Genomic DNA, 13,179 nt, shown 5'->3' on the forward strand with positions numbered 1-13,179 from the left:
AGCAATCATTTATTTTAAAACGCTACAATACAATGAGAAAATTTATACTATTTTCTGTTGCAGTGGGATTAAGTGTGCCTTCTAAGTCTTTCAGTAATGTGAGCAAAGAGAGTATTCTAAATAATCCTAAAGTAACACAGTCACTTTTAGCTTCATCCAAATCTGTACTTCAAAATGCAGTTCAGGGGGTAGTGACTGGACCAGATGGGCCCATATCTGAGGTAAGCGTAGTAGTTGTTGGAGGGACGGCATCTACAAAAACTGATAGCCAAGGTCATTTCAAAATTGCTGCTCCAATTGGAAGTAAATTAAGATTTACTTCTGTGGGTTATGCAACAAAAGAGGTGACAGTAACTTCTAATACAGTTAATGTAACCATAGAATCTAGCAATCAAGCTTTGGAAGAAGTCGTTGTGGTTGGTTATGGTACGCAGAAAAAAGGAAATTTGACAGGTGCTGTTTCGTCAATTTCTGTAAAAGATAATTTACAAGGCAGAGCTATTGCTGATGTTGGAAGAGGTATTCAGGGAACTACTCCAGGTTTGACCGTGGTTATTCCAAGTGGCGAGGTCGGGTCTGATCCGGTTATGAAAATACGTGGGCAGATAGGTTCTATTGCAGGAACATCTAACCCACTTATTTTGTTGGATAATGTTGAAATACCAAGTATTCAGTTGGTTAATCCTGCTGATGTGGAATCGATTACTGTATTGAAAGATGCTGCCGCATCATCAATTTATGGTGCAAAAGCAGCCTTTGGTGTTGTTTTGATTACGACAAAAAAAGGTGGATCAGGTGAAAAAGTAAATATCAATTATTCAAATAACTTTTCGTTTCAAAGCTCGGCAATCGATTATAATATGGCTGGGGTAAATGCTTTGAAATATACTTTGGAAGCTGTAGAGCGTGTTGGAGGAACCGAAGCTGGGGCTTTTTATAAAGTAAATCGTGAAAGTTATAACCGTGCTTTAGAATGGGAGAAGCTATATGGTGGAAAATTAGGTGTTAATGATCCAACTGTATATGGAAGAGATTGGTATGTGAATCCAGCTGAACCAACAAAAAAATATGGTGTACGAACTTATGATCCTCAAGATTATATGATTCGTGATGTTGCTCCTTCGTCACAACATAATCTTTCATTTTCTGGATCTGCAGGAAAAACAGATTACAATTTAAGTATGGCTACTCTCAGTCAGGCTGGAATGATGAAAACTACTGACAACGATAAGTTTAAGCGTTATAATGCTTCGTTGCGGATTTCTACCGAGCTTAACAAATATTTGACTGTGAGAGCAGGAGCGATGGTCTCTAGAAGAAATAAACAGTATCCGTATACGACTAACTCAACAACTGCAGATCCTTGGTTATATTTGTATAGATGGAGTTCGCTGTATCCAATGGGCTTGGATGAAAATGATAGAGCGATCAGAAGTCCTTGGAGTGAAACATCTGCGGCAAATACAGCCAGTCTACAAAATAATTATTTAAATCTAAATCTAGGAGCGACAGTAAAAATTAATGATAACTGGAAGTTTGATATTGATTACACATTTGCAAATAATGAGATGATCAATACTTATCCAGGAACACGATTTACAGGGGCAGATTCATGGGTTGCTGGTGTGGCTAGAAATGATGCAAATGGCGTTCCTGTTTATGTTGATAATACAGGTGCTTTAGTAGCTTCAGATGTTTCTGGTGCCATGCGTGCATACGATCTAAATTATTATCAGTATACGCCTAATGGTGGTAATCCTGATCATTATAAAAGGACAGCTGGTAACGAACGAAATAATACGATCAATGCATTGACAACTTACAATTTAAGGGTAAATGATGATCACGATTTTAAATTTATTGCAGGATTGAACCGTGTAACATTAGATTATTCTGAAAATTCTTCGCAAACATTTAATCTAATAGATTTAAATAATCCTCAGTTAGGATTTGGAATTAATACTGCATCACAACAAGCTACGGGTGATGCAAAATGGGAAGCTCAGTTGGGGTACTTTGGACGTGTGAACTATGCCTACAAGAATAAGTATCTTTTTGAGGGTAACATTAGATATGATGGTTCTTCTAAATTTCCGACAGACTTGAAATGGAAATGGTTTCCATCTTTTTCAGCTGGTTGGGTTGCTTCGGAAGAAGGTTTTATGGAATGGTCTAAGCCTGTTGTGAACCAATTGAAATTTAGAGGTTCATGGGGCTCTATTGGTGATCAAACGATTAAGCCAAGTTTATATACGTCAACTATGACTGTTGGTGAGGTGAGTTGGTTGGCTGCAGATGGTAGTAGGGTTTATGCGATCGGTACACCAACTTCTGTGCGATCGGATATATCGTGGCAAAATATTGAAACTTTGAATTTAGGAGCTGATTTAAGAGTGCTTAATAATAAGTTGGGTTTTGTATTTGATTGGTATAGAAGAAATACGAGAAATATGATTGTTCCTAGTGGAAATGTGAGTGCAACATTTGGAGCGCCAGCACCACAAGGGAATTATGGTGATATGAAGACTCAAGGATGGGAGTTTGCGGTAGACTTTAATCATAGATTTAGCAATGGTTTAGGTTTAAACATGCGTGGAACATTAGCTGATGCACAATCAACTATCTTAAAATATACAGATACGCAGTTGATCAGCAGTTATTATGTGGGTAAAAAAGTAGGAGAAATCTGGGGGTATAAAACTGATAGATTGTACCAAGCTTCAGATTTTGAATATGATGCCGCTGGAGCATTAGTTAAAACAACAGATAAAGGTAAAATAGTAAATAAATTATCTGACCCTAAAGGCGCTTACCAAGGATATTTGCAGAATAGCAGTGACTTTATTTTCGGGCCTGGTGATGTAAAATTTGCTGATTTAAACGGTGATGGAGTTATCAATGATGGAAGTAAGACCGTTAATGATCATGGGGATTTAGCAATCTTGGGGAATGAGACGCCTAGATATGAATATGGTTTCCGTTTAGGTCTTGATTTTAAGGGGTTTGATTTTTCTGCGTTTGTTCAAGGTATTGGGAAACGTGAAATGTGGGGTAATGGTTCGTTAGCGATTGCTGGCTATCAATCCTCTGACGGTGCAATGCCTTCAACTATTGCCGATAATTTTTGGTCTGCCGATAATCTTGAAGCATTTTATCCTAGAGCTTATAATAATGGTGGTAACAATCTGAATAATAATATGCAAATCCAATCGAGATACCTGTTGGACTTATCATACCTGCGTGTTAAAAATATAACGTTGGGTTATTCGTTGCCAACTACGATGCTGAATAAAGTTTATATTAAATCAGCACGTGTCTATACGTCATTAGAGAATTTCTTTACAAAAGATCATGTAAATGGATTGCCTATCGATCCTGAAGTGATAAATGGTTATTCAATGTTTAATGACACGAATTATAACTCGGGAAGAACAGGGATTGGTACGCCTACTTTTAAGTCGGTATCGTTTGGTGTTCAAGTTAATTTTTAATAACAATGAAAATGAAATATTCAAAGAAAATAGCATACGTTGCTTTTGGGGCAATGGCTTTGTTTTCATCATGTAATAAGGAAGTGTTAGATAGAAATCAATTGACACAGTTGGAAGATGAAAATAGTTGGGGAAATGAATTGGGACTTCGGTTATATGCGAATGGGTTTTATCAAAATTACTTTGTGGGGTATAATAGTGCTTGGGGGACAGATTATGCTCCGGTTACTGGTTATACGTTCTCAGATGATTTGACAAATAGAAACGTTCAGACAAATTTTGAAAATGCTGTTCCTGCATCTCGTGTAGGTTCTGGTAGCACGATTACTGCTATGGAGGCTCCATCTATGTTGACGCAGTATTCTGGCCCAACATGGAATTTTGCTTGGGTAAGAAAGGCAAATATTTTTATCAATAGAATCGATACTAAAACTAAACCAAATATTACCACTGAAGCCTATAATCATTGGACTGCAGTTGCGCGCTTTTTTAGAGGGTTTGAATATAGTCGCTTAGTGGAGGTTTTTGGTGATGTTCCTTATTTTGATCGTGAACTCGCGGATAATGATACCCAATTAATGTATAAAGACCGTGATAAACGCGGTGAGGTAATGGATAAGGTTTACGAAGACTTTAAATATGCCTTGGAGAATATGAGAATCAATGACGGTAAACAGTATTTGAATAGATATATTGCCGCATCTTTTATTTCTAGATTAATGTTGTTTGAAGGATCATTTCAATATTATCATAACCTGGATAAAAATAGGGCTAAGAAATATCTTGAATTAGCACAACAAGCTTCTGAAATTGTTATCAATTCGAACGCGTATTCATTTACGAGTGATTTTAAAAGTTTGTTTTCTTCAGATGATCTAAGCGCCAATAAAGAGGTGATCATGTATAGAGCCTACGATAATGGTAAAAGTGTTACGCATAGTGTAGGATCTTATAGTAACGGAACTGAAGGACAAAATTCAGCAGCCAATTTAGTATTGATGAAATCGTTTATTTGTAACGATGGTAAGCCTTGGCAAAATTCTACTGCAACAAATGCAAGTAGTTTCAAGATAAAAGATTTGGCAGTGTCGCGTGATCCTAGATTTGAGGCTTCATTTTATGAAAAACCATTAAGTTCTTCTGCGACTTTATTGTATGCTTTTAAATTTGCTTCTCGTGAGGCTCTTACTTATTTAGGCAAAACATATCCTGCGGCTTGGGCTAGTAATACAAATATTACTGATGCGCCTGTCATTCGTCTAGCTGAAGTTGTATTGAACTGGGTCGAGACGAAACAGATTTTAGCTGAAGGTTTTGGTGGAGCTGCAGTTACGCAGTCGGATCTGGATAAGTCGGTTAATGCGATCAGAAACCGTCCAATTGATGCTATTGCAACTTCAAAAGGAGTTAAAAAAACTGCGCCTTTAATTCTTGGAGCTATTGCGGTAGATCCTTCTCGTGATGGTGATGTTTCTCCTTTGATGTGGGAAATTCGTCGTGAACGCCGAATGGAATTTGTGTACGAAGGTTTTAGATTGTTGGATATTAAGCGCTGGAAAAAACTTAATTACATGGATTATAGTAAAAATCAAGACTATTTCTTAGGCCCGTGGTTAGATGTGAAAACAGATATGCCTAGTTTACTAAATAAGAGTAATGAAGGTAAATTGAAAGTTGTGAATGCAACCGGTGCGACAATTACATATAATGGTAGCAATGCTGATCAATTGGTTGGTTTTTATATGGTTGAAAATGCGCAACATAGAGAACCTTTCACAGATCGCTCTTATATGGCTCCAGTTGGTCAGGCTCAGGTTAACGAGTATAAAGACAGAGGATATACATTAACACAAACAGCAGGCTGGTAGTCTTTGACTACTGGGTTATTAGAGCCACTTAATTTAAGTGGCTCTTTTTATTTGTTTCCATTGATCAATATATAAAAGTCTTTGTTTGCGTTATTATTTTATGTTATTGCACAAACATGCATGTTTGTGCATTTTTTTAAGTATATTTACTTTAATAACTGATTCCTATAATGATAAAAAGAACCTATAGTTTTATTTGCATAATGATTTTTGCCTTCAATTTCTTGCATGCGCAAACTTTCAAATTTGCTCATGTAACAGATACGCATGTTGGCGGTGCAACTGGAGAAGAAGATTTACGTCGAACCGTAAAAGATCTGAATACATTAAAAGATATTGATTTTGTTATTTTATCGGGTGATATTACAGAGTTTGGTGCGGATCATGAATTGAAATTGGCCAAGCAGATACTGGATAGCTTGTCATTACCCTGGTATGTAATACCTGGAAATCATGATGGTAACTGGTCTGAAAATGGGGCTAATACATTTCGTAGTGTGTTTGGAGGTGAAACCTTCTTCTTTAAACATAAAGGATTTATATTTTTGGGAACAAACTCTGGTCCTAACATGCGGATGAGTCCCGGTCAGATTCCGAGGGAAAACCTAGTGTGGATGGATTCTGTGTTTATTGCTCATCCTGATCGTAATACCCCTCTCATATATATCAATCATTATCCGCAAGATTCTTCTTTAAATAATTGGTTTGAAGCGTTGGATCGTGTGAAATCTAGGAATGTGCAATTGGCTTTTTGTGGACATGGTCATATAAATAAAGTGTACGACTGGGAGGGTATACCCGGGATCATGGGGAGGTCAAATTTGCGCGCCAAGAATGAGTATGGTGGTTATAATATTGTGACGATTGACCAGGGTAAGGCTACTTGTCAAGAACGTACAGTTGATGGAACTTACTTGGATCCTTGGGCAGTGATCCCGCTAGAAAATCATCATTTTGAACTAGATAAAAAGAAATATCCAAGACCAAATTACGCAGTTAATGAAAAATTTGCCTCTAAAGTTGCTGTGGATTGGGTTTTTCAAGATGAGAGTGATATCGGTTCTGGAATGGCACTTTATAAAGATTTGATCATTACAGCAAATACTTCAGGTGATGTTTTTGCTTTGGATAATAATACGGGACAGAAAAAATGGTCATTTAAAACTGGTGGTAAAGTTTATTCAACACCAGCTGCTTGGAAGGGGGTTGTTATCGTCGGTTCTTCAGATCATTATATCTATGGATTGGATGCAGAAAGTGGACTGTTAAAATGGAAAGTAAAAACAGGAAAAGCTGTTTTGGGATCACCTTTGATTCAGAGTGGCACTGCATACATCGGTGGTTCGGATGGAGTTTTTAGAGCATTGGATGTATTGACTGGAAAGGAAAAGTGGAATTTTAAGGGTGTAAAGGGGTATGTTTCTACGCTTCCAACTTATTATCAAAATCTAATTATTTTTGGTTCATGGGGTAATGGTTTTTATGCCTTAAATGCGCAGTCAGGTAAATTAGAGTGGGAATGGAATAATGGGCATGCAAATCGGATGTTTTCAGCTGCTGCTTGTTATCCCGTTGCGGTGAATAACGCCATTTATGTAGTAGCTCCAGATCGGTTTATGACAGCATTAAATGCAAAAGATGGAACGGTTATCTGGCGAGAGAAGAAGGATACGATACGAGTTAGAGAGTCAATGGGTTTATCAACTGATCATAAATATGTTTATGTGAAAACAATGGATGGTGATTTACTTGGTATTTCCACCAAAGCTGATAAAATGGAAGTCTCATGGAAATCAGATTTGAAACTTCCATATGAACTAACCCCGTCAGCGATAACCGCTAACAGTAAAATTGTTTTTGTACCAAGTCATTCAGGTTTGCTGTCAGCTGTTAATGCCTCATCAGGAGCTGTAATGTGGCAATATAAAATATCAAATGGTATGGTCAATCCGCCATTGATTATGGGTAATAAAGGGTTAGTTTGCAGCACAATGGACGGTAAAATTGTTAAACTAAAATTTTAACTTTATAAAAGTTCTAAATTATGAAATTAACTACACAAAACTTATTACATTTACAGCGAGTTTTTATGCTTGTTTTTGCATGTTTTGTTTTTAACTTTGCGAAAGCGCAAGAACAGGCATGGATAAGAGTGAACCAATTAGGGTATACACCTGCAGGAATTAAAGTTGCGGTATTTGGAGCAAAGGAAAAGGCTGATTATACTCGGTTTGAACTGATTGATGTGAAAACGCAGAAAAGTGTATTTTCGAATCTAATCGGTAAAGATTTTGGAACTTATGGACCATTTGTGCAAAGCTTTAGGTTTGATTTTTCAGCATATCGCGATACGGGTTCTTATTATTTAAGAGTTGGAAAAGTGAAATCACCAGTTTTTAAAATTGGAAAGGATGTATATAAAGGAGCTGCTGATTTTGCACTTCGTTATATGCGGCAACAAAGAACACTTTTTAACCCGTATCTGAAAGATAGCTGTCATACACACGATGGTTTTGTATTGCATGCTAATAAGGTAGGTATTGCAGATAGCTCACGTATTGATGCAGGAGGAGGCTGGCATGATGCTTCCGATTATTTGCAATATTCAACGACTTCGGCAAATGCTACTTATCATTTGTTAGCGGCTTATAGAGATTTTCCAAAAGTATTTGGTGATCAAAAGCAGGCAAATGGATTGGATGGCCAGAATGGTCGCGCTGATGTGCTGGACGAAGCAAAATGGGGATTGGATTGGTTGCTGAAGATGCATCCTGCGCCAAACTTAATGTTTAACCAGATTGCAGATGACCGTGATCATACGAATATGAGAATGCCAGGTGAAGATCCTTTTTATGGAAGAGGTTTTGAAAGACCTGTTTATTTTATAAATGGAGAACCGCAACAAAGAGGTAAGTTTATGAATAATACAACTGGTACAAGTTCAACGGCAGCCAAATTTTCGAGTGCTTTTCATCTGGGTAGTTCTTTGTTTCGAAATGATGATATTAAATATGCTAAAACTTTGGCTAAAAAAGCCAAAACAGCATATAACTTTGCATTAATAAAACCTGGGGTAACACAAACAGTATCAGTGAAGTCTCCTTATATTTATGCCGAGGATAATTGGGTTGATGACATGGAACTTGCTGGAGCAATGTTTTATGGAGCAACAAATAAGAAGCGGTTTTTAAATGAATCGATAGTTTATGCGCGGCAGGAGAAAATTACGCCGTGGATGGAAACAGATACCGCAGCACATTATCAATGGTATCCATTTATTAATCTAGGGCATTATGAACTGGGAAAACAGCTAAAAGGCAATGATCGCGAGGAGATTGTCTCATATTATAAGTCTGGAATAGCGTCGGTCTTTGAACGGGCAAAAACAAATGCCTTTTATAGGGGTGTTCCTTTTATTTGGTGCAGTAATAATTTGACTGTATCCTTCGCTATTCAATGTTTATGGTATAAAGAATTGACACAGGATACACAATATGATGAATTGGCACAAGCAAATATAGATTGGATCTTCGGTACAAATCCTTGGGGTACAAGCATGGTTTATGGCCTGCCTTCGTGGGGCGATACACCGGTTAATCCGCATTCTGCTTTTACTCATTTAAAGAATTTTCCAATTGATGGTGGGTTAGTTGATGGTCCCATAATGACTTCGACATATCGTAATCTGATCGGAATTAAATTGCTCAATGAGGATCCGTATGCGGCATTTCAAAGTGATCTTGTTGTTTATCATGATGATTATGGTGACTATAGTACAAATGAACCTACAATGGATGGTACTGCTTCATTGATCTATTTGTTAGCTTCTCAAGAACAAAAGGCCTTAGAGGAGCCTCAAATAAAAAAGTAGTCAAAGATTCTTTTGGAGCTATCGTGAGAGGAGATAGCTTGCAAAAGCAATTAGCGCTGGTTTTTACAGGACATGATTTAGCTGATGGTGGATTGACGGTGCTAAAAATATTGAAAGAAAAGGATGTAAAGGGTTCTTTCTTTCTAACAGGAGACTTTTTGAGAACATCCAAATTTCGTTCTGTTGTAAAGGAGATTAAAAGGAATAAAAATTATCTTTCTGCTCATTCTGATAAACACTTATTGTTTAGTGACTGGGGCAATAGACAAGGTTTATTAGTAACAAAGGATTCATTTATCCAAGATTTGGAGATGAATTTCAGGGAATTAGAAAAATTAGGTTTTCGAACCGATAACAAATATTTTATTCCTTCGTATGAATGGTACAATCAGGAGATTGTAACTTGGAGTGAGCAAATGGGATATGTTCCCATTAATTATACTCCTGGATTACGAACTGCCGCCGATTATAGTTATCCTGAAATGGGTAAACGATATTTATCTTCCGATGATATTGAAAAGGGGCTATGGGAACAAAATAAAAAGCTAAACGGATTAAATGGATTTATCATACTCATACATATGGGCACAGACTCACGTCGAAAAGATAAATTTTATCACCGTTTAGGTAAAATAATAGATAAGTTAAAGAAAGAGGAATATCAATTTGTCGATATTCGTGAGTTATTACAATAGAATAAAGGATAATATAGAAGATAGGATGATAAATACAACCGAAAAAGAATCGCATTACCAGGATTTAGAAAAAATGACTGTTTTGGAGTTGTTGACGAATATTAATAACGAAGATAAGACCGTTCCGATGGCTGTTGAAAAAGCTATTCCGCAGATAGAGGCGTTGGTTAATGAGTGTGTGGCTAAGATGAAAAATGGGGGACGTGTTTTTTATATCGGTGCTGGTACAAGTGGACGACTAGGTGTTTTGGATGCATCAGAATGTCCTCCAACTTATGGTGTTCCATTTGATTGGATTATCGGAATGATTGCAGGAGGAGATACGGCTATCCGAAAAGCAGTTGAATTTGCCGAAGATGATACAGAACAGGCCTGGAAGGACTTGACTGAATATAGTATCAATAAAACGGATGTTGTTATCGGTATTGCCGCATCAGGAACGACTCCTTATGTAGTTGGAGGTTTACAAGCTGCCAATGCCGCGGGATTAGCAACAGGCTGTATCGTTTGTAATAGTGGTTCTCCTATAGCAAAAGAAGCGCAATTACCTGTGGAAGTTGTGGTTGGACCTGAGTTTGTTACAGGTTCTACACGTATGAAAGCAGGGACTGCTCAAAAATTAGTACTGAATATGCTAAGTACCTCCATTATGATCCAATTGGGACGTGTGCAGGGAAATAAAATGGTCGACATGCAATTATCTAATCATAAATTAGTGGCTCGCGGGGTCCGTATTATTATGGATGAAACGAATGCAACGGAAGCTGAAGCGACAGAATTATTGGAAAAATTTGGTCATGTGCGCCAAGCAATAGAGGCATATCAAGAAACACACTAAACACTAAATCACCTATTATAAAACAAACTTATGTCACCAATAATTTTATTATCATTTTTGGTGGTCTACTTTGCTGTTTTACTTGCCGTAGCGCATTTTACTTCAAAGGGATCATCAGATAACTCCACTTTTTTTGTGGCTAATCGCAATTCGAAATGGTATATGGTTGCCTTTGGAATGATTGGTACTGCATTGTCAGGAGTGACTTTTATTTCAGTACCGGGAGCAGTTGGTGCTTCAGAATTTAGCTACTTTCAGTTTGTACTCGGAAATGCCGTTGGTTTTATTATCATCGCATATGTCTTGTTACCGCTATATTATAGGATGAACCTAACTTCTATTTACACCTATTTAGAAGAACGTTTTGGTCATACAACCTATAAAACAGGAGCAGCTATTTTTTTAATTTCAAGAACGATTGGTTCTGCCTTTCGTCTTTACTTGGTTGCTATTGTATTGCAACATTTTATTTTTGACGCTTGGAATATTCCTTTTGTAGTTACAGTTGTCATCTGTCTGTTGTTAATTTGGCTTTATACAAATAAAGGCGGGTTGAAGACAATTATTGTTACAGATACACTGCAAACAACATTTTTGATAACAGCGGTTATTCTTTCCATCTACTTTATGGCTAAAGGACTAAACTTTGGAATTGTTGATACTTTCGAAGCAGTTAAAGAAAGTAGCTATTCTAAAATATTCTTTTTGGATGATTTTGTTGGTAGCAAAGCTAATTTTTGGAAACAATTTCTAGGGGGGATTTTTGTAACCATTGCCATGACAGGATTAGACCAGGATCTGATGCAGAAGAACCTCTCCATGGGAACAATCAAAGAGGCTCAAAAGAATATGATTACCTTTACCAGTGTATTTGTGGTGATCAATATTTTCTTTTTAGCAGTTGGAGCACTGCTCTATATCTATGCAGAGAAAAATGGAATTGATATCAGTCAGCTCGCTACTCGTGATTATTTATATCCTGAAATTGCTTTAAATCATTTGGCTATTCTTCCGGCAATAATTTTTATGATGGGATTGACGGCAGCTACATTTGCAACTACTGACTCAGCATTAACTGCTTTGACGACTTCGTATTGTATTGATTTCCTAAATTTCAATAAAAAAGAGAATCCAAATGATCCTGTATTGGTTAAGCAACGCAATTATGTACATTTTGGCTTTTCTATTGTTATGTTATTGGTGATTTTAGTATTCAAATTAATCAATGATGATTCGGTCGTAAACGCAATCTTTACAGCTGCAAGTTACACATATGGTCCATTGTTGGGACTCTTTGTTGTAGGTATTGCTACAAAATACGCAGTTAAAGACAAACTAGTGCCTTTCATTTGTGTTATATCACCAGCTATTTTGTATATTTTGAAAACTTATGTAATAGAAGTTTATACGCCGTATGTAATCGGTTTAGACTTGATCATTATCAATGGTTTTATAACATTCTTATTGTTGATTTTAACTTCTCCGGGTAAAGCCTCCGATAGAGCGCTTTCACATAATTAAAAAAAGTTAAGTGATTTGTACGTGCAAAAAAATTAAGTTAAGTTTGATTAAATTAGTTTTTTTGCACGTATGTATCAATTGATAGAAGAAACCGCTGGATTTATCCGCAAGAAAATAGGCGATTTTCAGCCTGAATTTGGAATAATACTAGGTACTGGATTGGGTAAGTTGGTCGATGAGATCGACGTCCAGTATTCATTGATGTATTCCAATATCCCCAACTTTCCCATTTCTACAGTTGAATTTCATTCCGGTAAATTGATATTCGGTACGCTGAATGGTCGTAGGGTTGTAGCGATGCAGGGTAGACTTCATTATTATGAAGGCTACAATATGAAAGAAATTACATTTCCAATCCGTATCATGAAAGTCTTGGGCATTCAGAAGCTCTTTGTTTCAAATGCCTCAGGATCTTTAAACCCTAATATTCTTAAAGGTGATTTGGGTATTATTTCCGATCACATTAATTTGTTGCCAGATAATCCGCTACGTGGTTCAAACTTAGCCGCATTCGGTCCACGTTTTCCTGATATGAGTCAACCCTATAACCGTGAAATGGTAAAGCAAGGTTTAGACATTGCTGTCCACAAAGAAATTAGGGCGCATGAGGTTGTATATGTAGCCGCCCCGGGACCAAATTTGGAAACTAAAGCCGAGTATCGTTACATGAGATTGATTGGTGGTGATATTGTAGGGATGAGTACTGTGCCTGAAGTTATTGTCGCTAATCATATGGATATACCTGTTTTTGCGATCTCTGTGATTACTGATGAGGGTTTTCATGATCATCTGCAACCTGTTTCTTTGCAGGATATCGTAGATATAGCAGCAAAAGCTGAACCAAAGATGACGTTAATTTTGAAAGAATTAATAGCTTTGCAATAGTTTTTAAACA

General features: G+C 37.0%; 8 protein-coding genes. All 8 read left to right on the forward strand.

Annotated elements, in window-relative coordinates; genetic code table 11:
• Positions 1–32 precede the first annotated feature (32 nt).
• Positions 33–3,491, forward strand: coding sequence for a SusC/RagA family TonB-linked outer membrane protein (locus WH188_RS12810; protein ID WP_132769384.1), 3,459 nt, complete (start codon positions 33–35; stop codon positions 3,489–3,491).
• Between the two features lie 11 nt (positions 3,492–3,502).
• Positions 3,503–5,359, forward strand: a complete 1,857-nt coding sequence (locus tag WH188_RS12815) for a RagB/SusD family nutrient uptake outer membrane protein (protein ID WP_132769382.1) — start codon at positions 3,503–3,505, stop codon at positions 5,357–5,359.
• Between the two features lie 170 nt (positions 5,360–5,529).
• Positions 5,530–7,383, forward strand: a complete 1,854-nt coding sequence (locus WH188_RS12820) for an outer membrane protein assembly factor BamB family protein (protein ID WP_168127624.1) — start codon at positions 5,530–5,532, stop codon at positions 7,381–7,383.
• A gap of 20 nt (positions 7,384–7,403) precedes the next feature.
• Positions 7,404–9,230 carry a glycoside hydrolase family 9 protein gene (locus tag WH188_RS12825; protein WP_237682826.1) on the forward strand — a complete coding sequence of 609 codons (1,827 nt, stop codon included), beginning with the start codon at positions 7,404–7,406 and terminating at the stop codon, positions 9,228–9,230.
• Positions 9,231–9,268: 38 nt separating this feature from the next.
• A complete protein-coding gene (locus tag WH188_RS12830; protein WP_237682825.1) occupies positions 9,269–9,925 on the forward strand; it encodes a polysaccharide deacetylase family protein in 657 nt (218 codons plus the stop codon).
• A gap of 25 nt (positions 9,926–9,950) precedes the next feature.
• Positions 9,951–10,763 carry an N-acetylmuramic acid 6-phosphate etherase gene (gene murQ / locus WH188_RS12835; protein ID WP_132769378.1) on the forward strand — a complete coding sequence of 271 codons (813 nt, stop codon included), beginning with the start codon at positions 9,951–9,953 and terminating at the stop codon, positions 10,761–10,763.
• Between the two features lie 30 nt (positions 10,764–10,793).
• The gene (locus WH188_RS12840) at positions 10,794–12,284 is read left to right on the forward strand and encodes a sodium:solute symporter (protein ID WP_132769376.1); all 1,491 of its coding nucleotides are present in this window, start codon (positions 10,794–10,796) and stop codon (positions 12,282–12,284) included.
• Positions 12,285–12,353: 69 nt separating this feature from the next.
• A complete protein-coding gene (locus tag WH188_RS12845) occupies positions 12,354–13,169 on the forward strand; it encodes a purine-nucleoside phosphorylase (RefSeq protein ID WP_132769374.1) in 816 nt (271 codons plus the stop codon).
• Positions 13,170–13,179: the final 10 nt, after the last annotated feature.

It is taken from the genome of Sphingobacterium sp. MYb388 (assembly GCF_037479535.1).
In the GTDB taxonomy this organism is placed as follows: domain Bacteria; phylum Bacteroidota; class Bacteroidia; order Sphingobacteriales; family Sphingobacteriaceae; genus Sphingobacterium; species Sphingobacterium anhuiense.